Genomic DNA, 26,096 nt, shown 5'->3' on the forward strand with positions numbered 1-26,096 from the left:
CGGTGTGGACGGCGGGGAGCACGATCGCCGCGGATGTGCTCATCCCAGGACGTCGGCGGCGATGCCGAGCACCAGCGGGACGACGCCCAGGCACAGGAACGCCGGCAGGAAGCACAGCCCCAGCGGCGCCAGCACCCACACCCCGGCCCGCTGCACGGCGGCGGCGGTGGCCGTGCGCTGCGCAGCCCGCAGGTCGCCGGCCAGCGCGTGCAGGGCGGGCACCACCGACGACCCGGACTCCCCCGCCCGCACGACCACCCGGGCCAGGGCGGCAGCGTCGGTCGGAGCACGGTGCCAGGCCGTGCGCGGCGCGGCACCGAGCTGCAGCTGCCGGGCCACGGCGACGAGGGCGTCCCCGAGCGGGCCGCCGACCGCCGCGCCCACGGCCCCGACCCCGGCGCCGACCGGGGTGCCCGCGGCGAGGCAGACCGCCAGCAGGTCGCACACCAGCGGCAGGTCCGAGCGCACGCGGGCGCCCTCGTCCGGGCCGGTGGCCGCGCTGCGTCGGGCCCACCGCTCGACCGCGACCGCGATGCCCACCGCGAGCAGCGCCGTCCCCGGTCCGAGGCCGCCCACGGCGAGGACGGCGGCCCCGGCCAGGGCGGCCAGGCCCCAGCGCCGCCCCGCGCCGGCCGGCTCCGGCGGCTGGGCCACCCGGCGCTGCGCCACCAGCCGTGCCAGCGGGCCAGGCGCCGGTGGCCACACCAGCAGGGCCGCGGCCAGCAGCAGGACGGCCGCGGTCACGACCGGGCCGCCCGCTCGGCCAGCCGCCCCGACCAGACCAGACCTGCGACCTCGAGCCCCACCCCGACCACGAGCAGCACCGCGCCCGCCGGGGTGGTGGTCAGCACCCGCCACGGGTCGGCGCCGATGCCTGCGCCCATGAGCAGGCCGAGCACCGGCAGCCCGGCGAGCACGGTCGCCGAGGCCCGTGGCCCGGACAGGGCCGCACCCAGCTCGGCACGGGTGCGCAGCCCCGCGCGCAGGTCGTCCTCCGCGGCAGTGACGACCGCGGCCAGCGAGCACCCGGTGCGCGCCGACACCGACGCCGCGGCGACCACCCGGCCCAGCGCGGCACGGGCGGGCTCGGGGAGCCCGTCGGCGACGGACCCGCCGGCCAGCGCCGGCCCCAGGGACGCCGCGGCCGCGGGGTGCGGGCAGCCGGCGACCGCGCTGCCGGTCGCGTCGGGCAGGGTGCGGCCGGCTCGCAGCTCGGCGGCCAGCACGCCCAGCGCCTCGGCGAGTGCACCGACCTGGGCCAGCGCATCCCGGGCCCGGCTGCGGGCGCGCCACGACCGCACCCCCACCCCGGCCACCACGACGGCGAGCACCGCGACCACGGGCGTGCTCAGGACCGCGGCCACCGCCCCGGCCGCGACCGGCACGGCGGCACCGGGCACGAGCGGGGCCCGCTGCCCCCGGGAGGCCCGACGCAGGCGCGTCACCGGCGACACCCGCGGCCAGCACAGCGCGGCCGCGGTCAGGCACAGCAGCGCCGCGCTCACGTCGTCCCGAGGACGTCGTGCAGCTCGCCCGCCGCCGGGGCCGGGCCGCCGTCGGACCGCCAGCCGGGCACGACCTGCACCAGGCCCGCCGCCGAGTCCCCCGCCCGCCGCACCAGGCCGAGCTCGTGCACCTGGCGGCCCGCCGGGGTGCGCCGCAGGTGCACCACGACCGACAGCGCGGCCGCGGCCTGGCTGTGCACGGCGGCCCGGTCGAGGCCGGCGGCCACCCCCAGCGCCTCCAGCCGCGCCGGGACGTCGACCACCCGGTTGACGTGCAGGGTCCCGCAGCCGCCGTCGTGCCCGGTGTTGAGCGCGGCGAGCAGGTCGACGACCTCGGCGCCGCGCACCTCGCCGACCACGAGCCGGTCCGGCCGCATCCGGAGGGCCTGCCGCACGAGGTCGCGCAGGTCGACCGCGCCGACGCCCTCGACGTTGGCCGGGCGGGTGAGCAGCCGGACGACGTGCGGGTGGGCCGGGTCGAGCTCGGCGGCGTCCTCGCAGAGCAGCAGCCGCTCGGCCGGGTCCGCGGTGCCCAGCAGGGCCGAGAGCAGGGTGGTCTTGCCCGTGCCGGTGCCGCCGGTGACCAGGAAGGCCACCCGCCGGCGGACGAGTGCGGTCAGCAGTTCGGGGGCCCGGCCGGGGAGGGCACCGGCGGCGACCAGGTCGGGCAGCCCCAGCCGGGCCCGGCGCAGCACCCGCAGCGAGAGGCAGGTGCCGCTGCCCGAGACCGGGGGCAGGACGGCGTGCAGGCGGGTGCCGTCGGGCAGCCCGACGTCTGCCCAGGGCGCGGCGTCGTCGAGGCGGCGCCCGGCGGACCCGGCCAGCCGGACGGCGAGCCGCCGCACCGCGTCGTCGTCGGCGAACCGGACGTCGGCGCGCTCGAGCCCGGCGCCCCGGTCGACCCAGACCTGGTCGGGCCCGACCACCAGGACGTCGGTGGTGCCCGGTGCCCGCAGCAGAGGTTCGAGCACGCCGGCCCCGGACAGCTCGTCGACCGCGGCCCGGACGGCGGTGAGGACGTCGCCGTCGCCGAGCAGCCCCCCGCTCTCCTGGCGCACCAGCGCCGCCACCGTCGCCTGGTCGGGGCGACCGGGCCCACCGACCAGCCGGGCGCGCACCCGGTCGACCAGCGGGTCAGGCACGGGTGGGCACCCGGCCGCCCAGCCGGGGCAGCAGCTTGCGGGTGACCTGGCCCAGCGGGGTGCGGGCACCCACCTGGGGCGGCTCGCCGCGTTCGCCCCGGGCCAGGGCGGAGCGGTCGTGGGCCAGCTCGGCGACCACCGGCCGACCCAGAGCCGTGGCCACCTCCTCGGCCCCGACCCCGCCGGGCGCGGTGCGCGCCACCACCGCCGCACGGCCCCATACCGACCCGGTGAGCAACGCGCCGGCGGCGGCCAGCGCCCGCACCCGGCCGGGCACCAGCAGCACCGCCAGGTCGGCCTCGACCAGCAGCGGTTCGACCTCGACCGGGCCGCCCCCGCGCGGGACGTCGACGACCACCGGGTGCCCGGCGGCACGGGCGGCCTCGACCACGGCCAGCAGCGCCTCCGGCGGCACGGGCGCGGCCACCTCGCGGGAGGAGGCGAGCACGTGCACCCCGTGCGCCTCGGGCAGCGAGGCGACCACGGCGGCGCCGTCCACCCGTCCGCGCAGGCCGGCGAGGTCGGGCCAGCGCAGCCCGTCGGCCCACTCGGCGCCGAGCACGAGGTCCACACCGCCGGCAGACGGGTCGGCGTCGACGAGCACCGCGCTCCGCTCGCCGCGCACGGTGAGCGCCAGCGCCGTGGCCAGGGTGCTCGCCCCGGCGCCCCCGCAGACGCCGGAGACCACCACGAGCGCCCCGGGCTCGACCGGGTCGCGCACGGCGCGGGCGGCCCGCTCGACGAGCCAGCCCTCGTCGCGGGGCAGCACGACCACCCGCTCGGCGCCCACGGCGAGGGCCGCCTCGAACCCCTCGCCGGTGAGCTCGGTGCGGCTGGCCACCAGCACCCCCGGGCGCCGCGGCAGGTCCCGCACGGCGGCGACGCCGAGCAGGTCGGCACCGAGCACCACCAGCGGGGCGGTGCGGTGCGCCCGGCGCAGCGCGGAACCGCCGTGGGTGAGCTCGGGGATGGTGCCGGCCGCGGCCAGCAGGTGCAGCAGGTCGTCGACCAGGGCCTCGTCGGCGCTGACCACCAGGGGGTGTTCGTCCACGCAGGCAGTCAGCACCCTGCCGGGGCCCGGCGGGAGCCCTGCGGCGGATCTGTGGACAACCCCTCCGGGTGTGGACGACGGCGCGCCGGGCGTCGGTCGGTCGTGCTGCCCTTAGCCTCGTGCCCCATGAGCCGCGACGAGCCCCGCAGTGCGGTGTTCTTCGACCTGGACAAGACCGTCATCGCCAAGTCCAGCACCCTGGCCTTCGGCCGGCCGTTCTTCGAGGGCGGCCTGATCAACCGGCGCGCGGTGCTCAAGAGCGCCTACGCGCAGTTCGTGTTCTCCCTGGCCGGTGCCGACGCGGTGCAGATGGAGCGCATGCGCGCCCAGATCACCGCGATGTGCACCGGGTGGAGCGTCGACACGGTGCACGAGATCGTGCGGGAGACCCTGCACACCATCGTCGACCCGCTGGTCTACGCCGAGGCGGTGGACCTCATCGAGGCGCACCGGGCGGCCGGCCGCGAGGTGGTCATCGTCTCCAGCAGCGGTGCCGAGATGGTCGAGCCGATCGGCGAGATGCTGGGCGTCGACCGGGTGGTCGCCACCCGCATGGTCGTGGTCGAGGGCCGCTACACCGGCGAGATCGAGTTCTACGCCTACGGCGAGGGCAAGGCCCAGGCCATGCGCGAGGTCGCCGCCGAGCGGGGCTACGACCTGGCCGACTGCCACGCCTACTCCGACTCGATCACCGACGTCCCGATGCTCATGGCCGTCGGGCACCCCACCGCCGTCAACCCCGACCGGGGCCTGCGCAGGGCGGCGACCGACCACGGCTGGCCGGTGCTGGAGTTCCGCCGTCCGGTGGCCCTGAGCTCGCGCTCGGTGCAGCGCGGCCAGGTGGTCACCGGCGCCGCGGTGGGCGTGGGCGCCGCCGTCGCCGGGCTGGCCTGGTACGTGCGTCGCCGGGCGCTGGGCACGGCCCGCGGGGCCTGATGTCCGTCCCGCTCCGGCACCGCGACCTGCTCGCCCCGCTGTGGCGGGTGGTGGTGGCCTTCCGGCTGGTCTCCTGGGTGCTCGCCGTGGCCGGCTGGTTCCGCGAGCGCGACGACTACCCCGGGATGGTCGCGCCGCTGGCGGTGCTGGCCGCCATGGGCATCTGGACCGGCGTGGTCACCGTCGCCCACAGCCGTGCCGCCGGGCGGCGCACCCGCATGACCCTGCTCGACCTCGGTGTCACCGTGCTGCTGCTGGCCGCCACGGTCACCACCCAGCCCGAGGGCGCCTTCGGCCAGGGCGCACCCATCGTGACCTCGATCTGGGTGGCCGGGCCGGCCCTGGCCATGGCGTTGGCCCGCGGGCGCGGCGGTGGGCTGGCCGGGGCGCTGGTGGTGTGGGCCGCCGTCACGTTCCTGCGCGGGTACGTCGGCGACCGCGAGGTCTTCAACCTGACTCTGCTGGTGCTCGTCTCGGTGCTGCTCGGCTACGCCGCGACCATCACCCGGGCCGCCGAGCTGGCCCTGCGGGAAGCCGCCGCTGCGCAGGCCGCGTCGGCCGAGCGCGAGCGACTGGGCCGCGCGGTGCACGACGGCGTGCTCCAGGTGCTGGCCGCCGTCCGGCGCCGGGGCGTCGACCCCGAGCTGACCCGGCTGGCCGCCGAGCAGGAGGTCGCCCTCCGAGGCCTGCTCACCACCGGGCCCGAGGTGGCCGTGGGCACCGCCGACCTGGGGACGGCGCTGCGGCTGCTGGCCACCCCCGACGTCGAGGTCGCGGGCCCCGCCGAACCCGTCGAGCTGCCGGCGCAGACCACCGCCGAGCTCACCGCCGCGGTGCGCGAGGCCCTGGCCAACACCGCCGAGCACGCCCCTGGCGCCCGGTCGTGGGTCTCGCTCGAGCCGGCCGACGACGAGGTGGTCGTGGTGGTGCGCGACGACGGCCCCGGCATCCCCGACGGCCGGCTCTCCGCCGCGGTCGACGAGGGCCACCACGGCGTGCGCTCCTCGATCTGCGGCAGGCTGGCCGACCTGGGCGGCACCGCCGACCTGCACACCGGCCCGGGCCAGGGCACCGAGTGGGAGCTCACGATCCCGAGGGGGACCGATCGATGACGACGGTGATGGTGGTCGACGACCACCCGATGTGGCGCGAGGCCGTGGAGCGCGACCTGGTGGCCCGCGGCTTCGAGGTGGTCGCCACGGCGGGCGACGCCGGTTCCGCGGTGCGCCGGGCCCAGGCCGTGCGCCCCGACGTGGTGGTGATGGACCTCCAGCTCGGTGAGACCTCCGGGGTCGACGCCACCCGCGACGTCGTCGCCGCGCTGCCGACCACCCGGGTGCTGGTGCTGTCGGCCAGTGCCGAGCAGGCCGACGTCCTCGAGGCGGTCAAGGCCGGCGCCTCGGGCTACCTGGTGAAGTCGGCGTCGGCCGACGAGCTGGCCGACGCGGTGACCCGCACGGCCGCCGGCGACGCCGTGTTCTCCGCCGGGCTGGCCGGGCTGCTGCTGGGTGAGTACCGGCGCCTGCAGTCAGGACCGGACGACGGCGCCCCCCGGCTGACCGAGCGCGAGACCGAGGTGCTGAAGCTGGTCAGCCGCGGGCTGTCGGCCAAGGCGATCGCCGAGCGGCTGGTGCTGAGCCACCGCACCGTGGAGAACCACGTGCAGAACACCCTGCGCAAGCTGCAGCTGCACAACCGGGTGGAGCTGACCCGGTACGCGATCGAGCACGGGCTCACCGACCCCGACTCTGCATGACCATGCGTCAGCGTGCATAATCTCTGATCGTGTCCAAGGTCCTCACGTCCCTCCCCGTCGGCGAACGCGTCGGCATCGCCTTCTCCGGTGGTCTCGACACCTCCGTGGCGGTCGCCTGGATGCGCGACAAGGGCGCGGTGCCCTGCACGTACACCGCCGACATCGGCCAGTACGACGAGACCGACATCGGCTCGATCCCCGGCCGCGCGGCCCAGTACGGCGCCGAGCTCTCGCGACTGGTCGACTGCCGCGCCGCCCTCGTCGAGGAGGGCCTGGCCGCACTGACCTGCGGTGCCTTCCACATCCGCTCGGGCGGGCGGGCCTACTTCAACACCACTCCCCTGGGCCGTGCGGTCACCGGCACCCTGCTGGTGCGCGCCATGCTCGAGGACGGCGTCGGCATCTGGGGCGACGGCTCGACGTTCAAGGGCAACGACATCGAGCGCTTCTACCGGTACGGCCTGCTGGCCAACCCTGAGCTGCGCATCTACAAGCCGTGGCTGGACGCCCAGTTCGTCACCGAGCTCGGTGGCCGCAAGGAGATGAGCGAGTGGCTGGTCGCCCACGACCTGCCCTACCGCGACTCGACCGAGAAGGCCTACTCCACCGACGCCAACATCTGGGGCGCCACCCACGAGGCCAAGTCGCTGGAGCACCTGGACACCGGCATCGAGATCGTGCAGCCGATCATGGGCGTGCGGTTCTGGGACCCGTCGGTGGAGATCGAGACCGAGGACGTCACGATCGGCTTCGAGCGGGGCCGGCCGGTCAGCATCGACGGCCAGCGCTTCGACTCCGACGTCGACCTGGTGCTGGCCGCCAACGCCATCGGCGGGCGGCACGGGCTGGGCATGAGCGACCAGATCGAGAACCGCATCATCGAGGCCAAGAGCCGCGGCATCTACGAGGCGCCCGGCATGGCCCTGCTCCACATCGCCTACGAGCGGCTGGTCAACGCCATCCACAACGAGGACACCCTCGAGACCTACCACCGCGAGGGCCGCCGCCTGGGCCGGCTCATGTACGAGGGCCGCTGGCTGGACCCGCAGGGCCTCATGCTGCGCGAGTCGCTGCAGCGCTGGGTCGGCGCCGCCGTCACCGGCCAGGTCACCGTGCGGCTGCGCCGGGGCGAGGACTGGTCGCTGCTGGACACCCAGGGCCCCTCGTTCAGCTACCACCCCGACAAGCTGTCGATGGAGCGCACGACGGACTCGGCGTTCGGCCCGGTCGACCGCATCGGCCAGCTGACCATGCGCAACCTGGACATCGCCGACTCCCGGGCCAAGCTCGAGCAGTACGCCGCCATCGGCATGCTGGGCTCGCACGCCGACCTGGTGGGCGACCTCGAGGCCGGCGGCGCGGAGGCCATCGCGTCGCGGGGCGAGGCCTCCGAGGAGGACCAGATGCTCGACCGCGCCGCCATGGAGGTCGGCACCGACTGACGACGGACCCCGTCGGATACTGCTGCCGTGGACTGGTGGCAGGTCGTGCTCGGGGTGCTCGCCGGCGTGCTGGTGGTCTACGTCGTCCTGCTGGGACTGCTGTGGGCCTACGCGCGCCGGCACCCGGACACGGTCTCGGCCCGCGAGGCGCTGCGGCTGCTGCCCGACGTCGTCCGACTGGTGAAGCGCCTGGCCGGTGACGGTTCCCTGCCCCGCGGCGTGCGGATCAGGCTCGGCCTGCTGCTGGTCTACCTCGCCTCGCCGCTGGACCTCGTGCCCGACGTCGTCCCGGTGATCGGGTACGCCGACGACGCCGTGGTCGTGGCGCTGGTGCTGCGCTCGGTGGTGCGGGCCGCCGGTCCCGGTGCGCTCGACCGGCACTGGCCCGGCAGCCCGACCGGCCTCGAGCTGGTGCGCCGGCTGGCCGGGGTCAGCGCCGCAGGGCCTGCCTGAGCCTGCCCAGCACCGGCGCCGCACCGTCCTTGGCCCGCCCGAGCAGCGGACCGGCCTCGCTGCGGGCCCGCTCCAGCAGGGGCCCGGCCTCCTCCTTGGCCCGCTCCACCAGCGTGGGGACGGCGGCCTGCGGTGTGAACGCCCGGGCGGCCGCGGTCAGGGCGGCCACCTCGTCGGGCGCCAGCTCGAGGTCGGCGGCAGCGGCGTTGAACTCCAGCTGCTCGACGCTCGAGGCACCCGGGATCGCCACGGTGCGCGGCTGGGCGAGCAGCCAGGCCAGCGCCGCCTGCGCGGGGGCGACGTCGTGGGCGTCGGCGACCTCGCGCAGCACCGAGAGCAGCGGCTCGACGCGGCGCAGGTTCTCCGTGCCGAACAGCTTGTTCATCGCCCGCACCCCGCCCGGGCGGTGGTCCACGCCGTACTTCCCGCCGAGCAGCCCCTGGGCGAGCGGGCTGTAGGCGATGACCAGGCGGTCGTGCGCGTCGGCGAAGGGCACCAGGTCCTCCAGCGGGCCGGCGGCGGCGAGGGAGAACTCGACCTGGTTGCTGATGACCGGGCGGCCCAACGCCTCGTCGGCCAGCTGCCAGCGCTCGAGGCTGTAGTTCGAGACGCCCACGGCACCGATGCGGCCCTCGTCGAGCAGGGCGCCCATGCCCTTCATGGTCACGGTGTCCGGGACGACGGGGTTGGGCTGGTGCACCTGGTACAGCGGGATCCGCCGCACACCGAGGCGCTGCGCACTGCCCTGCCACGCCTTGCGCACCAGCTTCGGGAAGGGCGCGACGGGCAGCACCTTCGACGTCAGGACGACGTCGTCGCGGTCGTCGGCCAACGCCGCGCCGAGGATCCGCTCGCTCTTCCCGGGTCCGTACACCTCGGCGGTGTCGAACAGGGTGATGCCCAGCTCGAGGGCACGCCGCACGATGGCCGTGGCACCGGCGTCGGCGTAGTCGTCGCCGTAGCCCCATTCCCGCGACCCGAACTGCCAGGTGCCCAGCCCGATCCGCGAGACGGGACCGAGGCCATCGACGTCGAGTGAACGCATGCCCTCCCCCTGCCCACGTCGCCGACTGCTCACCCCTCCGGTTCCACCGAGTGCGGAAGCGCGGGCGCGGCGAGCGCTAGCCGCGGAGGAGGGACTCGCAGATGGCGAGGCCCTCGACGGCGCCGAGCTCGGTCGCGCGGGCGCAGTGGGCCAGCCAGCCGGCCACGCCCTCCGCCGTCCCGCTGCGGTAGCCCGCCAGCGCCGCGGCGTAGGCATCGGCGCCCAGCTCGGCGAAGCCCACCTCGGGCACCGAGACGGCCTTGGGGTCCAGGCCGCGGGCGATGCCGGTGAGCCGGCCGGCGGCGCGGGCCACCACCCCGCTGCCGGCGACGAACGGCTCGACTGCGGCCAGCTCGCCGTGCACCACCGCGGCGATGAGCACCGCAGGGGCCGACGTCGCACCGGTGACCAGCGAGAAGACCCCACCCAGCCGGGCGCCCGCGTGCGCGGCGGGGCGGCCGAGGTCGGCGGGGGCCACGAGGTCGGCGGCGGCGAGCACGTGCATGCGGGCCAGCACCTGGCCGGGCGCCCGGTCCCAGGTCTCGACCATCGAGCCCAGCGCCACCGACACGCGCAGCGCCCCCTGCAGCGTGGGCTCGCTGACGTCGCCGGAGCGCACCTGGGCCAGCGGGACGTCGACGCCCTCCAGCGACGCCGAGGCACGGGCCCCGCGCAGCGCGGACTCCGAGCTCACCCCGGCGGACTCGCGGCGCAGCACCTTGTGGCCGAGCAGCCGGTCGACCGCGGTGCGGGCGGCATCGGCCGCGTCGCGCACGCCGGGCAGGTCGAGCAGGGGGGCCAGCGGGTCCGGGCCGGTGGGCCGGGTCGTCCGCGGGGCGCCGCGGCGGGCGCCCAGGGCCGCGGCGCCGGGGCCGTCCGTCGGGGGCCGCATCGGGATCGTCACCCGCTGACGGTAACCAGGCCCCTAGGCTCCTCCGTGATGACCACGCTCCTGCTCGTCCGCCACGGACAGAGCACCTGGAACGCCGCCGGCCTCATGCAGGGGCAGACGGCGCACGTGCCGTTGACCGAGCTGGGCCACGAGCAGGCCCGCGGAGCCGCCACCGAGCTCGCCCAGCTGCACCCCGGCGCGATGGTGGCCAGCGACCTGCACCGCGCCGTCCAGACCGCCGAGCACTGCATGGCCGCCACCGGGCGCCGCTTCACCACCACGCCCGCGCTGCGGGAGCAGGGCTACGGGGTGCTGGAGGGCCGGCCCTCGCGCGAGCTGTGGGACGTCGTCGACTGGACCGACGTCCACTGGTCGGCCGAGGGCGGCGAGTCGCTGGCCCAGCTGCACGCCCGCGTGGCCGACTACCTGGGCCAGCTGCAGGCGCGGCCGCCGGCCGAGGTGGTCGCGCTGGTCACCCACGGCGACACCATCCGGGCGGCGCAGGCCGTGGTCGCCGGCGACGGGCCCGAGGCGATGCCGCACACGACCCCGCACAACGGCTCGATCACCCGGCTCGAGCTGTGAGCCGCACGCTGGTGCTCGGCGGCTCGCGGTCGGGCAAGTCCGCGCACGCCGAGTCCCTGCTCGAGGGGCACCCCGACGTCACCTACCTGGCCACCAGCGACCCCCGCCCGGACGACGCCGAGTGGCAGGAACGCATCGCCGCCCACCGTGCCCGCCGGCCGGCGACCTGGACGACGAAGGAGACGACCAACCCCGGCGAGCTCGTGCTGCCGGGCACCTACCTGGTCGACTCGGTGACCACCTGGGTCACCGCGATGATGGACGCCAGCGGGGTCTGGGACGGCGGTCAGCGCGCTCGTGACCGGCTTGCGCGGCGCGTCGACGAGCTGCTCGAGGCGTGGGTGATGACCCCGGCCCACGTGGTGGCGGTCAGCGACGAGGTGGGGCTCGGCGTGGTGCCGGAGACGGCCTCCGGGCGCATGTTCCGCGACGCCCTCGGCACGGTGAACCAGCGCCTGGCGGCCACGGCCGACGAGGTGTGGTTCGTCGTCGCCGGGCTGCCCCAGCGCCTGCGGTGAGGGCTGCCTTCGCCTGGCTGACCGTCGCCCGGGTGCCCGGCAACCCGTCGCCGCGCGGCGTGCTGCCGTGGGCGCCCCTGGTCGGTCTGGTGCTCGGCGACCTGGCGTCGCTGACCGGCTGGCTGGGCGCCCGGTACGCATCGCCCCTGGTCGGCGCGGTGCTGGCGGTGGCCATGCTCGCCTGGCTGACCCGTGGGCTGCACCTGGACGGGCTGGCCGACACCGCCGACGGACTGGGTCCCCTGCGCGGGCGCGAGCGGGCGCTGGAGGTGATGCGGGCCGGTGACGTCGGGCCGTTCGGCGTCGCCACCCTGGTGCTGACCCTGCTGCTCCAGGTCGCCTGCCTGGCCTCGCTGCTCACCGTCGACGGCGGCTGGCTGGCGCTGTGGACCGCGGTCGTCGCCGCCCGGGTGGCGATGGCGCGCTGCGGCCTGCCCGGGGTGCCGGTGGCCGCGGGCTCGTCGTTGGCCGCCGCCGTGGCGGGCACGGTGTCCCGCGTCTGGCTGGTGGGCTGCGCCGCGGTCGCCGTCCTGTGCGTGGTGGCCACGGCGTGGTGGCTGGGCGACCTCGGCCAGGGCGCACGGCTCGTCGCGGCCGGGGCGCTCGGGCTGGCCGCGGGCGAGGTGCTGCACCGCCGCGCCCGGGCCCGGCTGGGCGGGGTGAACGGCGACGTCATGGGCGCAGCCGGCGAGGTCACCGCGACCGCCACGCTGCTCGCCGCGCTGGTGCTGGTCGGCTGGTGACCGCCCGGTTCGACGACCTGGTGGCCGGGACGGCGTGGCTGTTCCCGGCGCCCGCCGGGGTGGTCGTGGCCCGCACGGTCGCGCAGGTGCAGCCCGCGCTGCGGGAGGTCGAGGCAGCGGTCGCGGACGGGGCGTGGGCGCACGGCTTCCTGTCCTACGAGGCGGCGCCGGGGCTGGACCCGTCGCTCGCCGTCCGCGCACCCGAGGACGGCGACCCGCCGCTGGTCTGGTTCGCGCTGTCCGAGCGCCCCACCGCCGCCCCCGCGCTCGCCGACGGGGAGTCCACCGGCCCGTGGGTGCTCGACCGCACGGACGACGAGCACGCCCGGGCCGTGGCGCAGGTGCGGGCGCTGATCGCCGCCGGTGAGACCTACCAGGTGAACCTCACCGACCGGCTGCGCGCGCCCTGCGCCGACCCGGCCGCGCTCCACGCCGGCCTCGTGCGCGCCCAGCGCTGCGCGTACGGGGCACTGGTCGACACCGGCACGCACGTGGTCGCCTCAGCCAGCCCCGAGCTGTTCCTCGAGTGGTCCGGACGCCGGGTGCGCACCCGCCCGATGAAGGGGACGGCGGCGCGCGGCCGGACGACGGCCGAGGACGACGCGGCGGTGGCGCAGCTGCGCGCCAGCCCCAAGGAACGGGCCGAGAACCTGATGATCGTCGACCTGCTGCGCAACGACCTGGGCCGCGTGGCCGAGGTCGGCGGCGTCGAGGTGACCGAGCTGTTCACGGCCGAGCGGTACCCGACGGTGTGGCAGCTGGTCAGCGAGGTGCAGGCGACGCTGCGCCCCGACGTCGGCCTGGTCGAGCTGCTGGCGGCGACCTTCCCGTGCGGGTCGGTGACCGGGGCGCCCAAGGCCGCGGCGATGCGGGCGATCGCCGAGCTGGAGGCGTCGCCCCGCGGGGTCTACTGCGGGGCGGTGGGCTGGTTGGCGCCGCCCGGGGAGCCGGTGTCGGGGCGCTTGTCGGTCGCGATCCGGACGGCGGTGGTCGCGGGTGGGCAGGCGGTCTACGGCGCGGGCGGGGGCATCACCTGGAGCTCCGACGCCGCCGCCGAGCGCCGCGAGCTGCGCGCCAAGGCCGCGGTGCTGACCGCGCCGACCGGCGGGTTCGAGCTGCTGGAGACCCTGGGCCACACCGCGGCCGGCGGGTTCACCCACCTGCCCGAGCACCTGGCCCGGCTGGCCGACTCGGCGGCGTACTGCGGCTTCGCCTGCGACCCGGTGGCGGTGCTGGCCGCGCTCGAGCAGGCCGTCGCGGGGCGGAGGTCGAGCCGGGTGCGGCTGACGCTGGACCGCGCGGGCCGGGTCACGGTCACCGTCACCGACCCGCCGGCGGCGACCGGCCCGGTGCGGTTGGCCGTGGACACGGTGCCGGTCGACGCCGCCAGCCCGTGGCTGCAGCACAAGACCACCCGCCGCGGCGTCTACACCGCCGCGGCCGCCCGCCACCCGGACGCCGACGACGTCGTGCTGGTGAACGAGCGCGGCGAGGTCACCGAGACCACGATCGCCACCCTCTGCGCGCGGCTCGACGGCGACTGGTGGACCCCGCCGACGACGTCGGGCTGCCTGCCCGGCACCGCCCGCGCCCGGCTGCTGACCGACGGCGCACTGGCCGAGCGGGTGCTGACCGTCGCCGACCTGCACGCCGCCGACGAACTGGCGGTGGTCAGCTCGCTGCGGGGGTGGCGCTCCGCCGTCCTCCTCCCCGGCCCGGGGGTGGCCCGACGTCCCTGACGGTCTGTACACCGCCCATCAGCCGGCCACCGTCGGGGATGTCCGGCCACCCCGGCACGGGGTCAGCTGACGGAGACGAGGTCCACGACGAAGACGAGGGTGGCGCCGCCGGGGATGGGACCCTGGCCGCGGTCGCCGTAGCCGAGGTCGCTGGGGATCGTGATCGCCCGGCGTCCGCCGACGGCCATGCCCGCCACGCCCTGGTCGAAGCCCTCGATCACCTGGCCACCGCCCACGGTGAACGGGAGCGTCTCGTCGGCGCCGCGCTGCCACGAGGCGTCGAAGACCTCGCCCGTGTCGTAGAAGGCACCTACGTACTTGACCTCGACCTGCGACCCCGACTCGGCGACCGGCCCGTCGCCGACCACCACGTCGGCGACCACGAGGGTGCACGGCGGCGGGGTCTGCGCGGCCGGCACCTCCGGTTCGGCCGACAGGTCGTCGGTGATCGACGGCGGGGCCTGCTCGGTGGCCGCGGCCGGCCCCTGGCAGGTGGTGGTGGCGACCGCTCCGCCGGACGCCGTTCCCCCGACGGTGGGCGACGGGGTGGAGGACCCGCAGCCGGCCACCAGCAGGGCGGCGGCGGGCAGGGCGAGCAGGGCGGTGCGGCGGCGGGTCACGAGGTCCTCTCGGCGGGGGTGCGGGGTCCGGCTCCGGCGCCGGATTCGAGGTCGCCCTCGGTCTCCAGGTAGGCCTGCTGCAGCTGGGCCAGGATCTCCGGGTCGGGCTCGGCCCACAGCTTCCGGTCGACGGCCTCGAGCAGCCGCTCGGCGATGCCGTGCAGGGCCCAGGGGTTGGACTCCTCCAGGAACGCGCGGTTCTCCGGGTCGAGCACGTAGCTCTGGGTCAGCTTCTCGTACATCCAGTCGGCGACGACGCCGGTGGTGGCGTCGTAGCCGAACAGGTAGTCGACGGTCGCGGCCATCTCGAAGGCGCCCTTGTAGCCGTGCCGGCGCATCGCGGCGATCCACTTCGGGTTGACCACGCGGGCGCGGAACACCCGGGAGGTCTCCTCGACCAACGAGCGGGTGCGCACGTGCTCGGGCCGGGTGGAGTCACCGATGTAGGCCTTGGGCGAGGCGCCGGTCAACGCGCGGACGGTGGCGACCATGCCGCCGTGGTACTGGAAGTAGTCGTCGGAGTCGGCGATGTCGTGCTCGCGTGTGTCGATGTTCTTCGCCGCGACCGCGATCCGCCGGTAGGAGCTCTCCATGTCCGGGCGGGCCGAGACGCCGTCGAGGTCGCGGCCGTAGGCGTAGCCGCCCCACACCGCGTAGACCTCGGCCAGGTCGGCGTCGGTGCGCCAGTCGCGGCTGTCGATCAGCGACAGCAGGCCCGCCCCGTAGGCGCCGGGCTTGGAGCCGAACACCCGGGTGGTGGCCCGGCGGCGGTCACCGTGGTCGGCGACGTCGGCGTCGACGTGCTTGCGCACGTAGTTGTCCTCGGGCGACTCGTCGAGGCCCGCGACCAGGGTGACGGCGTCGTCGAGCATGGTCACCACGTGCGGGAACGCGTCGCGGAAGAACCCCGAGATGCGGACGACGACGTCGATGCGCGGGCGCTCGAGCTCGGCCAGCGGGATCGGCTCCAGCTCCTTCACCCGGCGGGAGGCCTCGTCCCACACCGGCCGGACGCCGAGCAGCGCCAGCACCTGGGCGACGTCGTCCCCGCTGGTGCGCATCGCTGAGGTGCCCCAGACCGAGAGCCCCACCGACGCGGGCCACGAACCCTCCTCGTTCCGGTAGCGCTCCAGCAGCCCGTCGGCCAGGCCCTGCCCGGTCTCCCACGCCAGCCGGGACGGCACCGCGCGCGGGTCGACGGAGTAGAAGTTGCGCCCGGTCGGCAGCACGTTGACCAGCCCGCGCAGCGGCGAGCCCGAGGGCCCGGCCGGCACGTAGCCGCCGTCGAGGGCGTGCAGCGTCAGGTCGATCTCGTCGGTGGTGCGGGCCAGCCGCGGCACCAGCTCGTCGACGGCGAAGTGCAGCACCCGCTCGACCTCGGCGTGCCGGTCCCCCAGCACCTCGACGACGACCGGCTCGACGGCGGAGGTCACCCAGCCGGCGTCCTCCAGGCCCTGCACGAGCGCCAGCGCACGGGCCTCGACCTCGTCGGTCTCGTGCAGCCCGGCCGAGCCGTCCTCCACCAGGCCCAGCGCCTCGCGCAGGCCGGGCATCGCGACCGCGCCGCCCCAGATCTGCCGGGCGCGCAAGATCGCCAGCACCAGGCCGACCCGGGCGTCACCCTCGGGCGGGGAGCCGAACACGTGCAGGCCGTCGCGGATCTGGGAGTCCTTGATGGCGCACAGCCAGCCGTCGACGTGCAGGATCATCTCGTCGAACTCGGCGTCGTGCGGCCGGTCGTCCAGCCCCAGGTCGTGGTCCATCTTGGCGGCCTGGATGAGCGTCCAGATCTGCTGGCGGATCGCCGGCAGCTTCGGCGGGTCCATCGCGGCGATGTTGGCGTGCTCGTCGAGCAGCTGCTCCAGCCGCGCGATGTCGCCGTAGGAGTCGGCGCGGGCCATCGGCGGCACCATGTGGTCGACCAGCACGGCGTGCGCGCGGCGCTTGGCCTGCGAGCCCTCGCCGGGGTCGTTGACCAGGAACGGGTAGACCACCGGCAGGTCGCCGAGTGCGGCGTCGGGCGCGCAGGACGCCGACAGGCCCACCGTCTTGCCGGGCATCCACTCGAGGTTGCCGTGCTTGCCCACGTGCACCAGCGCGTGCGCGCCGAACTCCGAGCGCAGCCAGTGGTAGGCGGCGAGGTAGTGGTGCGAGGGCGGCAGGTCGGGGTCGTGGTAGATCGCGATGGGGTTCTCGCCGAAGCCGCGCGGCGGCTGCACCATCACCACGACGTTGCCGGCCCGCAGCGCGGCGAACACGATGCAGTCGTCGGTGGGGTCGACGAACAGCTGCCCCGGCGGCGGGCCCCAGTGCTCGACCATCCGGTCGGTCAGCTCGGTGGGCAGGGTGTCGAACCACTCGCGGTAGGCCGCGGCCGGGATGCGCACCGGGTTGCCGGAGAGCTGCTCGGCGGTCAGCCAGTCGGGGTCCTGGCCGCCGGCCTCGATGAGCGCGTGCACCAGCGCGTCGCCGTCCAGCTCGGCCACACCGGGCAGCGAGCCGGGGCCGTCGAAGGGGCCGATGTCGTAGCCCTGCCCGGCCATCGCGGCCAGCAGCCGGACGACGGAGGCCGGGGTGTCCAGGCCGACGGCGTTGCCGATCCGGGCGTGCTTGGTCGGGTAGGCCGACAGCATCACCACGACCTTGCGCTCGGCGGGCGGGGTGTGCCGCAGCCGGGCGTGCGCCACGGCGATGCCGGCGACGCGGGCGGCCCGCTCGGGGTCGGGCACGTAGGAGGTCAAGCCGTCGCGGTCGACCTCCTTGAAGGAGAACGGCACGGTGATGATCCGGCCGTCGAACTCGGGGATGGCGACCTGGTTGCCGACGTCGAGCGGGGAGAGGCCGTCGTCGTTGCCCGCCCAGGTCTCGCGGTCGCTGCCGAGCACCAGGCCCTGGATCACCGGGATGTCCAGGCGGGCCAGCTCGCCGACGTCCCAGGCGCCGTCGTCCCCACCGGCCTGGGCGGTGGCCGGGCGCGAACCGCCGGCCGCCAGCACGGTGACGACCATGGCGTCGACGGTGCGCAGCACGTCGAGCATCGCCGGGTCCAGCGAGCGCAGCGACGCGCAGTAGACCGGCACCGGCACGCCGCCGGCGGTCTCGACCGCGGTGCAGAGGGTGTCGACGAAGGCGGTGTTGCCGGCCAGGTGGTGCGCCCGGTAGTACAGGACGGCGACCCGCGGCCCGGTCGCGGAGGACGCCCGGTCGACGACGCCCCAGTCCGGCGCGACGGCCGGCTTCTCGAAGCCCTCGCCGTCCAGCAGCACGGTGTCGGCGAGGAAGCGGTGCAGCTGCACGATGTTCTCCGGCCCGCCCTGGGCCAGGTAGGCGTGCGACTCGGTGGCCACGCCCATCGGGACCGTCGACAGGCCCATGAGCTCGGCGTCGGGCAGCTGCTCGCCGCCCAGCACGACCACCGGGACGCCGAGCTCCAGCAGCGGCGTGACCATGTCCTCGTACTTGCGCCGCGAGCCGAGGATGCGGAAGACCACGAGATCGGTGCCGCGGGCGAACTCGACGAGGTCGCCGACCCGGTAGGGGTTGCCCAGCTTCCACTCGGAGTCGCTCGTGCGGGCGGCCAGCAGGTCGGTGTCGGACGTCGAGAGCAGCGTGAAGGTGCGCACCGTGAGCCTTCCCCCGGGTCCGCGCCCGGAGTTCGTCGGACACGGCAGCCGGCGTGTCTGGCTGGTCCCCCGGGGAGGGGACTCACAGTGGCGGGACCGCGCCGGGTTCGCACCGGCTTCCACCGCACTGCCGTGGTTCGGCGCCGACGCTACCCGGAGGTCGCCGGCAGCTCGGGGACGGCGGTCGGCCCGGCCTCGCGCGGGCGGGGGACGTCCTCGGGGTGGGCGCGCAGGGCCAGCAGCGCGACGTCGTCGTCCGGGCGGGCCGGGAGCGTGCCCAGCACCCGGTCGCACAGCTCGTCGAGCGGCACACCGCCCTGCACCAGCCGGCCGACGGTGGCGACCAGGCGGGCGATGCCCATGTCGAGGTCCTCACCACGCCGCTCGACCAGGCCGTCGGTGTAGAGCAGCAGCGTGGCGCCCGGCGCCAGGTCGACGACGTGGTCGTGCCGCGGATGGGTCGGGTCGACCCCGAGCAGCAGGTCGCGCTGGTCGAGCAGGCTGACCCGGCCCGCGGGGTCGACCAGCAGCGGCGGCGGGTGGCCGGCGTTCGACCAGCGCAGCACCCGCCGACCGGTCCCGTCGGGGGGCTGCTCCACCCGGGCCACCAGCACCGTGGCCAGGCTGCGCACGTCGAGCCCGGTCACCGCCCGGTCGAGCACGGCCAGAACCTCGGCCGGGGTGCCGCCGGAGGCCCAGGCGATGCCGCGCAGCAGGTTGCGCAGCTGGGCCATCGTGGCCGCGGCCTCGCCGTCGTGGCCGGTGACGTCGCCGATGACCAGGTGCGTGCTGCCGTCGGGGCCGAGGAAGGCGTCGTACCAGTCACCGCCCACCTGCGCCTCGGCCGCGGCAGGCACGTAGCGGGGCACCACGTGCAGGTGGTCGGGCTCGGGCGGGGCGGTGAGCAGCGAGCGCTGCAGCGTCTCGGCGAGCCGGGCCACCGCGGTCGCCGCCTCGGCCGCCGCCTCGGTGGAGGCGATGCGGGACAGGGTCTGCGCGGTCAGCGCGGCCAGGGCGCCGACGAACTCGCGGTCGGCGGGCCGCCAGTGCCGGTCGACCCGGTGGCCCAGCGCGAGCGAGCCGATCAGCCGGGTCGACGAGCGCAGCGGCACCGAACACCCCGACCGCACCCCTGAGCGCCGCCAGACGTCGGCGCCGCCGGGGAAGTCGCGGGCAGCGGTCTCGAGGTCGGGCACGAAGTGCGGCCGGCCGTGCACCGCCGAGTCGACCATCGGGAGGGGGAAGTCGCGCGGCAACCGCTGGATGGTGTCCATGGTCTGCTCGTCGAGCGCCCCGTCGACCAGCGTGGTCACCGCCGAGCCGTCGTCCTCGGTCAGGCAGAGGATCACCCCGCTCGTGCCCAGCGTCGTGGCTGCGTGCCGGGTGACCACCGCCAGCGCCGCCCCGACGGTGGCCGCGGCACCGAGCTCCTCGGCCACGGTGACCAGCCCGGCCATCCGCTGGGCGTCGGCGAACTGCTCGTGCGCGGCCTCGCGGGCATCGGTGACGTCGACGTTGGTGCCCACCATGCGCACCGGCGCGCCGCCGACGTCGTGCAGCACCCGCCCCAGGGCCGCGACCCAGTGCACGCTGCCGTCGGACCACACCACCCGGAACTCGACGTCGAGCAGGTCGCCGTCGACGATCGCCTCGTCGAGGGCCTCCTGCACCACCGGGCGGTCGTCGGGGTGGATGCCCCGGTCGATGTCGGCGACGGTGCCGGTGAGCTGCTGGCCGGTGAGGCCGTAGATGGCCACGCTGCGGGCGTCCCAGACCAGCTCGTCGGTGCGCAGGTCCCAGTCCCACAGGCCCGTGCCGGAGGCCTCGGTGGCCACCGCCAACCTGGCCAGGAGCAGGTGGCGGTCGGCGGAGAGCTCGTCGGGCGTCGGGGCCACCGACGCATTATGCGGCACCGGACCGCCCGGAAGGGAGGTCCGCGCGGTGGCCCGCGGCACCGGGCCACCGCGCGGTGCGCTCAGTTCCGCGCCCGCAGCTCGCGGCGCAGGATCTTGCCCGTGGTGGTCTTCGGCAGCTCGTCGACGACCTCCACGTACCGGGGGTACTTGTAGGCCGCCATGCGCTCCTTGGCCCACGCGATGACCTCGTCGGGGTCGATGCTCGCCCCCGGCCTCGGCGAGACGTAGGCCTTCACCGTCTCCCCGCGGACCTCGTCGGGGATGCCCACCACGGCGACCTCGCGGACGGCGGGGTGGCCGTAGAGGACGTCCTCGACCTCGCGCGGCCACACCTTGTACCCGGCCGCGTTGATCATGTCCTTCTTGCGGTCGACCAGGAAGAACCAGCCCTGGGCGTCCATGAACCCGACGTCACCGGTGCGCAGCTCGCCGCCGGGGATCGACTCGGCGGTGGCATCGGGCCGCTCCCAGTAGCCGGGCACCACCTGCGGGCCCGAGGTGGCGAACTCGCCCACCTCACCGACCGGCACCTCCTCGCCGTCCTCGCCGAGCACCCGGACGACGGTGTCGTACACCGGCACCCCGACGCTGAGCGCGCCGGAGTTCTCGTCGACCGGGGCCTTCACGCCCATGGGGACGCCGTGCGACGGGCTGTTGGTCTCGGTCAGCCCGTAGATGTTGTGCACGTAGACGCCGAGCTTCTCCTCCAGCTGGTCGGTCACCGCGGGCGCGATGGGCGCCCCGCCGGAGTAGACCGCCCGCAGCGAGGAGAAGTCCTCGCGGGTGGCGCCCTCGGCGTTGCCCAGCGCGATGAACACCGCGATCGCCCCGACGGTGAACGTCGGCCGGTGCTCCCGGATCGCCTCGAGCACGACGTCGGGGTGGAACCGGTGCGCGATGACCAACGGGCAGCCGACCAGCATGGCGATGGCCACGTGCCCGATCAGCCCGGTGATGTGGAACAGCGGCGCCACGCCCAGCACGACGTCGTCGGGGCCCAGCCGCATCCACTCGCGGTAGGTGCAGGCGTTGAACGTCATCGTCGAGTGCGTGTTCATCGCACCCTTGGGCCGGCCGGTCGTGCCCGAGGTGTAGGTGAGCACGCCGATGTCGCTGCCCGCGATCTCGACCTGCGGGGGCCGCTGCCCGGCGAACCGGGTCTGCAGCTCCGTGAGGTCGACGGTGCCCTCGGGGGTGCTCTTCGTCGTCCCGTCGAACAGCCGGGGGTCGGCCCGGGTCTGGTGGTCCAGGCCCGAGCACGTGACGACGGTGCGCACCGACGTCTCCGGCAGGACGTCGCGGGCCACCGTGTCGTACAGCTCGTCGAGGCACAGCAGCGCCGTGGCCCCGGAGTCGGTGAGCAGGTAGGTGAGCTCGGCGGCCTTGTTCATCGGGTTGATGGCCACCGCGGCCCCGCCGGCCTTCCACGCGCCGAGCAGCCCGATGACGAAGGCCGGGTCGTTCTGCACGTACAGACCCATGCGGTCGCCGTGCCCGAAGCCGCCCTCGAGCAGCCCGAGGGCCAGCGCGTCGGAGGCGGCGTCGAGGTCGGCCCAGGTGAGCACGCCGTCGAAGTAGCGGATCGCCACCGCGTCGGGCGTCGCGTCGGCCGTGGCCCGGAACACCGCCAGCAGCGTGTCGTGCTCGGGGGTGATCGAGCTGGGCTGCCCCTCGCCGTAGAGGGCCAGCCACGGCTTGTCGGCGTAGACGCTCACTTGATCGCCAGCGGGTTCACCGGCGACCCCGAACCCAGGTGCACCTTCAGCGGGGCCGCGGCGTAGAGGAACGTGTACTGCCCGTCCTCGGCGCAGCTGTCGGCCAGGGTCTCGAGGTCGGCGATCTCGGTGAGGGTGACCCCCAGGTTGCGCATCAGGGCGTTGTGCAGCGGCAGCGCGGTGCCGTTGTTGGGGTCGAAGGTGACCTCGTTGGCGATGGTGTCGGTGACCAGGTTGGGGATCTCCATGTCCTGGAACCACTGCACCAGCTCGGGGCTGTAGACCAGGCCGGGCTCGCAGAAGCCGTCGTAGAAGGCCTCGCCCTGCTCGTGGAACAGCTGCAGGAAGTTCGTGCGGATGACCAGCACGTCGCGCTTCTGGATCTCCGTGCCCTGGGCCGCAGCGCACGCCTCCAGGTCCTCGTGGGTGAAGGTCTCGGCCTTGTCCAGGGTGGCCTTGCCGCGGAAGCGGGCCATGTCGAGCAGGATGCCGCGGCCGACGACGCCCTTCTGCGCGATCGGCTCGACGCTGGCCTTCTGCAGACCGCCCACCGTGGTGCGGGCGTCGTAGCCGTTCCAGATCTTGCCGCCGTACCAGACGTGGCCCAGCGCGTCGTACTGCGTGGAGCCCTGCAGGAAGGCGTTGATCTTGTCGTCGGCGTAGTGCAGGCCACCGGGGAAGGACGGCGCGCCCTCGCCGTCCCAGGTGGACTCGTCGAGCACCTGGGTGCGCTCGGCCGGGGTGCGCCCGGGCCAGACCGGGTCGCCCTTCGGGTCACCGATGAGGCGCTGCAGGGTGTGCACCTCGCCCTTCTTCACGTGCGAGATGCCGCGCAGCACCTCGTCGGCGGTGAGGTAGTTCAGCGCGCCGACCTCGTCGTCCGGGCCCCACTTGCCCCAGTTCGTCGGGCTGTCGGCGAGCAGGTCGGTCAGGTCGGGGGCCGCAGGCTTCTCGGTGTCGGTCACGTCGTCTCCTCGTCGAGTACGCAGTCGAGTGCGCGGCAGCCGCGACCGAACAGTCGTCCGGTCCGGGCCTCGCGTGCAGGATGATGCAGGTCACACCTGAGGGGGGTCAAGGTGGACGACCGCGTCCTGCAACGTCGGCCGGCCGAGCAGCGCCAGGGCGAACCCGACGTACTGCGCGGCGAGGTCCTCGGGGGCCAGCGGACCGTCCGGGCGGAACCACTGCGGGATGGCCGTGCAGAGGGTGACCACGGCACGGGCCGCCGTCGGGGGGTCGGCGACGACGAGCTGCCCGGCCGCGACGGCCGCGGCCACCTCCTCGTCGACGGCCTGCTGCTGGGCCCGGCGGACGGCGGCGACCCGCACGTAGTCCTCCGGCCGCAGGCTGCGCATCTCGCTGGCGCCGAGGAAGGCGGTGGCGCGCCGGTGGCTGTGGAACAGCGCGAGGCACTCGACCAGCGCACCGACCCGGGCGACGGGGTCGGCGCCCTCGGCGCGCGCGGCCCGCATGCGGGCGTCGAGCTCGACCATCGTGCGGTCCAGCAGGGCGACGAGCATGTCGTACTTGCTCTCGTAGTAGTGGTAGAGACCCGACACCGACAGCCCGGCGTGCGCGGCGATCGTGCGGATGGTCGAGCCGTGGTACCCCACCTCGACGAAGGTGGCCAGGGCCGCGGTGAGCGCGGGGTCCAGCTGCAGCGGGCCGTAGTCGCGCCAGTCGGCCGGGTCGGGGGCCGGCTGCGCCGAGGTCCTGGTGAGCGCGCCGGGGCCGAGCACACCCGGGCCGAGCACACCGGGGCCCGGGCCACCGCGGCCGTCGGGGTCGAAGACCCGCGCCACCGGGACGCCGAGCAGGTCGGCGATCGCCGCCACCCGGGCGGCGCTCACGCCCGTGTGCCCGTTCTCGACGGCGCTCAGCGTCGCCGGGCTGACCCCGAGGCCGGCAGCCAGGGCGCGCAGGCTCACCCCCCGCGCCGTGCGCAGCCGACGGATCGAGGCGCCGATCTCCAGGGGCATCGCGGGTGCTCCTTCCGCTGGTGCTGTCGGTGGTCGCTGCTAGCGTGCCGCGACCGTGCACCGCAGCACGTGTTCAGGAAGGCTGAATGATGACCCATCCCCTCGCCGCCCCGTCCAGCACCGCGCTCGACCTGCACGCCCGCATGGTCGACTTCCTGCGCGAGGAGGTGCTGCCCGCCGAGGCCGAGTACGAGGCCGACCGCCGCGCCGCCGGCCCCGACGGCCACGAGGCACCCGCGGTCATCGAGCGGCTGAAGACCACCGCCCGCGAGCGGGGGCTGTGGAACCTCTTCCTCCCCAGCGAGTCCGGGCTCACCCAGCTCGAGTACGCGCCCATCGCCGAGCTGTCGGGCTGGAGCCTCGAGCTCGCCCCCGAGGCGATCAACTGCGCAGCCCCCGACACCGGCAACATGGAGCTGCTGCACCTGCTGGGCACCCCGGAGCAGAAGCAGCAGTGGCTCGAGCCGCTGCTCGCCGGCGAGATCCGCTCGGCGTTCGCCATGACCGAGCCCGCGGTGGCCAGCAGCGACGCCACCAACATCGAGACCCGCATCGAGCGCGACGGCGACTCCTACGTCGTCAACGGCCGGAAGTGGTGGACCTCGGGCGTCCTGGACCCCCGCTGCGCGGTGCTGGTGGTCATGGGCAAGACCGACCCGTCGGCGCAGAAGCACCGCCAGCAGTCGATGCTCGTCGTGCCGCGCGACACCCCCGGCGTGGTGGTCGAGCGCGACCTGCCCGTCTTCGGCCAGCACGACCAGCACGGCCACGGCGTCGTGCGGTTCGACGACGTGCGGGTGCCGCTGTCGGCGGTCATCGGCGAGGAGGGCGGCGGGTTCGCCGCCGCGCAGGCCCGGCTCGGGCCCGGCCGCATCCACCACTGCATGCGCGCCCTCGGTGCCGCCGAGCGGGCACTGGCGATGATGGTCGCCCGGGTGCAGGAGCGGGTCGCGTTCGGCCGGCCGCTGGCCGAGCAGGGCGTGGTGCAGCAGCAGATCGCCGAGTCGCGCATCGACATCGACCAGGCCCGTCTCGTGTGCCACCAGGCCTGCCAGGTCATCGACACCCACGGCAACAAGGCCGCCAAGGACCTCATCGCCATCGCCAAGGTCGCCGTCCCCCGGGCAGCCGGGCGGGTCATCGACCGGGCCATCCAGGTGCACGGCGGGGCCGGCGTCACCGACGTCACCCCGCTGGCCGCGATGGCCGGCTGGCACCGGGCGATGCGGCTGTTCGACGGCCCCGACGAGGTGCACCTGCGGTCGCTGGCGATGTCCGAGCTGGGTCGCACCCCCGTCGTGCCGGTCCCGCCCGTCACCGTCTGACCCCCGGCGCCCGGCGTGGATCGGCCGGGTCCACGGGAGTCCGTCCTGGCTCACCGACGCCGCTGAGCCAGGACGGCCGATGCCGGACCCAGCTGGTCCACGCCGCCCGGGCCGGCCCGCGCTTTGCCACATCGGCACGGATCGTTGCGGCATCGGCGAGCTGCGCCGCATGGTCGTCGGCATGGATGCAGACGTGGTGGTCATCGGTGGTGGACCGGCGGGGCTCAGCGGCGCCAAGGCGCTGGCCCGGTCGTTGCGGTCGGTCGTGGTGGTCGACGACGACCGACCGCGCAACGCCCCGGCCGACGGGGCGCACAACGTGCTGGGCAACGAGGGCATCCCGCCCCGGGAGCTGCTCGCAGCCGGCCGGCGGGAGCTCGAGTCCTACGGCGGCCGGGTGCAGCCGGGCCGGGTGGTCGACGCCCGGCCGGTCGACGACGGGTTCGAGGTGCAGCTGGCCGACGGCGGCACGCTGACCGCGCGGCGGCTGCTGCTGGCCGGCGGCGGGGTCGACGAGCTGCCCGACGTCGCGGGGCTGGCGGAGCGGTGGGGCCGGGACGTGCTGCACTGCCCGTACTGCCACGGCTACGAGGTGCGCGGCCGGGCGATCGGCGTGCTGGCCACGAGCCCGATGTCGGTGCACCAGGCGCTGATGTTCTCCCAGCTGAGCCCGGACGTCGTCCTGTTCGCGCACGGGGTCGAGCTCACCGCCGACGACCGGGGCACGCTGGCCGCGCGCGGGGTGCGGGTGGTCGAGGGCACCGTCACCGGTGTCGAGGTGACCGACGACCGGCTCTCCGGCGTCCGGCTGGCCGACGGCGAGGTCGTGCCGCGGGAGGCGGTGGTGGTGGCGTCGTTCGTGCGCGCCCGCACCGACCACCTCGCCGGGCTGGGCCTGCCGGTGGAGGAGCTGCGCATGGGCGACCTGGTGCTCGGCACGAAGGTCGCGGCGGACGGCGCCGGGCGCACCCCGGTGCCGGGCGTGTGGGCGGCCGGCAACGCGGTCGAGCCGATGGCCCAGGTGGTCGGCGCGATGACGGCGGGCCTGCTGGCCGGCGCGCAGATCAACATGGACCTGATCACCGAGGACGCCGCCCGGGTCGCCGGCTGA

The 26,096-nt window shown here is 75.5% G+C and carries 23 protein-coding genes and 1 riboswitch; of the genes, 11 read left to right on the top strand and 12 right to left on the bottom strand.

Translation table 11 applies throughout. The features are described 5' to 3' along the window. Positions 1-39: 39 nt before the first annotated feature. The 4 genes from BLP29_RS02975 to ssd are packed head-to-tail and all read right to left on the bottom strand — an operon-like array spanning position 40 to position 3,698. Entirely contained in the window at positions 40-744 is a 705-nt protein-coding gene (locus BLP29_RS02975) for a type II secretion system F family protein (protein ID WP_092799602.1), read from the bottom strand. Beyond that, on the bottom strand, positions 741-1,505 hold the full coding sequence (locus BLP29_RS02980) for a type II secretion system F family protein (RefSeq protein WP_092799604.1): 765 nt from the start codon (positions 1,503-1,505) through the stop codon (positions 741-743). The genes BLP29_RS02975 and BLP29_RS02980 overlap by 4 nt, the downstream gene beginning before the upstream one ends. Next, the gene (locus BLP29_RS02985) at positions 1,502-2,647 is read right to left on the bottom strand and encodes a TadA family conjugal transfer-associated ATPase (protein WP_092799606.1); all 1,146 of its coding nucleotides are present in this window, start codon (positions 2,645-2,647) and stop codon (positions 1,502-1,504) included. Before BLP29_RS02985 ends, BLP29_RS02980 begins: the two co-directional genes overlap by 4 nt. Continuing rightward, a complete protein-coding gene (gene ssd / locus BLP29_RS02990; protein ID WP_243469650.1) occupies positions 2,640-3,698 on the bottom strand; it encodes a septum site-determining protein Ssd in 1,059 nt (352 codons plus the stop codon). Before ssd ends, BLP29_RS02985 begins: the two co-directional genes overlap by 8 nt. 126 nt (positions 3,699-3,824) lie before the next feature. Here ssd and BLP29_RS02995 point away from each other — a divergent pair, with 126 nt between their 5' ends. From BLP29_RS02995 to BLP29_RS03015, 5 genes are read left to right on the top strand one after another with little or no spacing between them, the layout of a single operon-like run. Next, the gene (locus BLP29_RS02995; RefSeq protein WP_092799610.1) at positions 3,825-4,634 is read left to right on the top strand and encodes an HAD family hydrolase; all 810 of its coding nucleotides are present in this window, start codon (positions 3,825-3,827) and stop codon (positions 4,632-4,634) included. Further along, complete coding sequence (macS, locus tag BLP29_RS03000) at positions 4,634-5,746, top strand: MacS family sensor histidine kinase (RefSeq protein WP_092799612.1); 1,113 nt, start codon at positions 4,634-4,636, stop codon at positions 5,744-5,746. Before BLP29_RS02995 ends, macS begins: the two co-directional genes overlap by 1 nt. Continuing rightward, on the top strand, positions 5,743-6,390 hold the full coding sequence (locus BLP29_RS03005; protein WP_092799614.1) for a response regulator: 648 nt from the start codon (positions 5,743-5,745) through the stop codon (positions 6,388-6,390). The genes macS and BLP29_RS03005 overlap by 4 nt, the downstream gene beginning before the upstream one ends. A 29-nt stretch (positions 6,391-6,419) precedes the next feature. Further along, entirely contained in the window at positions 6,420-7,832 is a 1,413-nt protein-coding gene (argG, locus tag BLP29_RS03010) for an argininosuccinate synthase (protein WP_092799616.1), read from the top strand. A 27-nt stretch (positions 7,833-7,859) separates the two neighbouring features. Then, positions 7,860-8,285, top strand: a complete 426-nt coding sequence (locus BLP29_RS03015; protein ID WP_092799618.1) for a YkvA family protein — start codon at positions 7,860-7,862, stop codon at positions 8,283-8,285. On the opposite strand, the gene BLP29_RS03020 is transcribed toward BLP29_RS03015, so the two are convergent. Together BLP29_RS03020 and BLP29_RS03025 are read right to left on the bottom strand one after the other, a co-directional pair. Continuing rightward, positions 8,263-9,330 carry an aldo/keto reductase gene (locus BLP29_RS03020; RefSeq protein ID WP_092799620.1) on the bottom strand — a complete coding sequence of 356 codons (1,068 nt, stop codon included), beginning with the start codon at positions 9,328-9,330 and terminating at the stop codon, positions 8,263-8,265. The genes BLP29_RS03015 and BLP29_RS03020 overlap by 23 nt on opposite strands. A 76-nt stretch (positions 9,331-9,406) precedes the next feature. Beyond that, the gene (locus tag BLP29_RS03025) at positions 9,407-10,234 is read right to left on the bottom strand and encodes a Fic family protein (RefSeq protein WP_243469651.1); all 828 of its coding nucleotides are present in this window, start codon (positions 10,232-10,234) and stop codon (positions 9,407-9,409) included. A gap of 36 nt (positions 10,235-10,270) precedes the next feature. Here BLP29_RS03025 and BLP29_RS03030 point away from each other — a divergent pair, with 36 nt between their 5' ends. The 4 genes from BLP29_RS03030 to pabB are packed head-to-tail and all read left to right on the top strand — an operon-like array spanning position 10,271 to position 13,807. Then, a complete protein-coding gene (locus BLP29_RS03030; RefSeq protein WP_092799622.1) occupies positions 10,271-10,807 on the top strand; it encodes a histidine phosphatase family protein in 537 nt (178 codons plus the stop codon). Continuing rightward, on the top strand, positions 10,804-11,325 hold the full coding sequence (gene cobU / locus BLP29_RS03035) for a bifunctional adenosylcobinamide kinase/adenosylcobinamide-phosphate guanylyltransferase (protein WP_092799624.1): 522 nt from the start codon (positions 10,804-10,806) through the stop codon (positions 11,323-11,325). The genes BLP29_RS03030 and cobU overlap by 4 nt, the downstream gene beginning before the upstream one ends. Then, complete coding sequence (locus BLP29_RS03040; protein ID WP_092799626.1) at positions 11,322-12,068, top strand: adenosylcobinamide-GDP ribazoletransferase; 747 nt, start codon at positions 11,322-11,324, stop codon at positions 12,066-12,068. The genes cobU and BLP29_RS03040 overlap by 4 nt, the downstream gene beginning before the upstream one ends. Then, entirely contained in the window at positions 12,065-13,807 is a 1,743-nt protein-coding gene (gene pabB, locus BLP29_RS03045) for an aminodeoxychorismate synthase component I (RefSeq protein WP_243469652.1), read from the top strand. The genes BLP29_RS03040 and pabB overlap by 4 nt, the downstream gene beginning before the upstream one ends. Before the next feature lie 62 nt (positions 13,808-13,869). Here pabB and BLP29_RS03050 read toward each other — a convergent pair whose 3' ends face one another. The 6 genes from BLP29_RS03050 to BLP29_RS03075 form a co-directional block, all read right to left on the bottom strand. Then, positions 13,870-14,427, bottom strand: a complete 558-nt coding sequence (locus BLP29_RS03050; protein WP_243469653.1) for an FKBP-type peptidyl-prolyl cis-trans isomerase — start codon at positions 14,425-14,427, stop codon at positions 13,870-13,872. Continuing rightward, on the bottom strand, positions 14,424-18,050 hold the full coding sequence (cobN, locus tag BLP29_RS03055; protein ID WP_207798275.1) for a cobaltochelatase subunit CobN: 3,627 nt from the start codon (positions 18,048-18,050) through the stop codon (positions 14,424-14,426). Before cobN ends, BLP29_RS03050 begins: the two co-directional genes overlap by 4 nt. A gap of 53 nt (positions 18,051-18,103) precedes the next feature. Further along, positions 18,104-18,171, bottom strand: a riboswitch (cobalamin riboswitch). Between the two features lie 28 nt (positions 18,172-18,199). Then, positions 18,200-19,945 carry a SpoIIE family protein phosphatase gene (locus BLP29_RS03060; protein ID WP_165839251.1) on the bottom strand — a complete coding sequence of 582 codons (1,746 nt, stop codon included), beginning with the start codon at positions 19,943-19,945 and terminating at the stop codon, positions 18,200-18,202. A gap of 80 nt (positions 19,946-20,025) precedes the next feature. Then, positions 20,026-21,681: a class I adenylate-forming enzyme family protein gene (locus tag BLP29_RS03065; protein WP_092799630.1), complete on the bottom strand. Its 1,656-nt coding sequence runs from the start codon at positions 21,679-21,681 to the stop codon at positions 20,026-20,028. Next, the gene (locus tag BLP29_RS03070) at positions 21,678-22,646 is read right to left on the bottom strand and encodes a cyclase family protein (RefSeq protein ID WP_092799632.1); all 969 of its coding nucleotides are present in this window, start codon (positions 22,644-22,646) and stop codon (positions 21,678-21,680) included. Before BLP29_RS03070 ends, BLP29_RS03065 begins: the two co-directional genes overlap by 4 nt. Before the next feature lie 90 nt (positions 22,647-22,736). Continuing rightward, positions 22,737-23,660 (bottom strand): TetR-type transcription factor C-terminal domain-containing protein, encoded by a 924-nt coding sequence (locus BLP29_RS03075; protein ID WP_092799634.1) that lies wholly within the window; start codon positions 23,658-23,660, stop codon positions 22,737-22,739. An 89-nt stretch (positions 23,661-23,749) separates the two neighbouring features. Between BLP29_RS03075 and BLP29_RS03080 the strand changes: the two genes are divergently transcribed. Continuing rightward, entirely contained in the window at positions 23,750-24,985 is a 1,236-nt protein-coding gene (locus BLP29_RS03080; protein WP_207798276.1) for an acyl-CoA dehydrogenase family protein, read from the top strand. A 181-nt stretch (positions 24,986-25,166) separates the two neighbouring features. After that, positions 25,167-26,096 carry an NAD(P)/FAD-dependent oxidoreductase gene (locus BLP29_RS03085; protein ID WP_092800764.1) on the top strand — a complete coding sequence of 310 codons (930 nt, stop codon included), beginning with the start codon at positions 25,167-25,169 and terminating at the stop codon, positions 26,094-26,096.

Origin of the sequence: Klenkia marina (genome assembly GCF_900101025.1) — a bacterium.
Classification (GTDB): Bacteria; Actinomycetota; Actinomycetes; order Mycobacteriales; family Geodermatophilaceae; genus Klenkia; species Klenkia marina.

Bases quoted from the DNA above. Each gene is read 5' to 3' on its own strand.
- BLP29_RS03030 (WP_092799622.1), top strand. From the start codon at position 10,271: ATGACCACGCTCCTGCTCGTCCGCCACGGACAGAGCACCTGGAACGCC.
- BLP29_RS03085 (WP_092800764.1), top strand. From the start codon at position 25,167: ATGGATGCAGACGTGGTGGTCATCGGTGGTGGACCGGCGGGGCTCAGC.
- BLP29_RS03005 (WP_092799614.1), top strand. From the start codon at position 5,743: ATGACGACGGTGATGGTGGTCGACGACCACCCGATGTGGCGCGAGGCC.
- BLP29_RS03020 (WP_092799620.1), bottom strand. From the start codon at position 9,330: ATGCGTTCACTCGACGTCGATGGCCTCGGTCCCGTCTCGCGGATCGGG.
- macS (WP_092799612.1), top strand. From the start codon at position 4,634: ATGTCCGTCCCGCTCCGGCACCGCGACCTGCTCGCCCCGCTGTGGCGG.
- BLP29_RS03075 (WP_092799634.1), bottom strand. From the start codon at position 23,660: ATGCCCCTGGAGATCGGCGCCTCGATCCGTCGGCTGCGCACGGCGCGG.
- BLP29_RS02995 (WP_092799610.1), top strand. From the start codon at position 3,825: ATGAGCCGCGACGAGCCCCGCAGTGCGGTGTTCTTCGACCTGGACAAG.
- BLP29_RS03080 (WP_207798276.1), top strand. From the start codon at position 23,750: ATGACCCATCCCCTCGCCGCCCCGTCCAGCACCGCGCTCGACCTGCAC.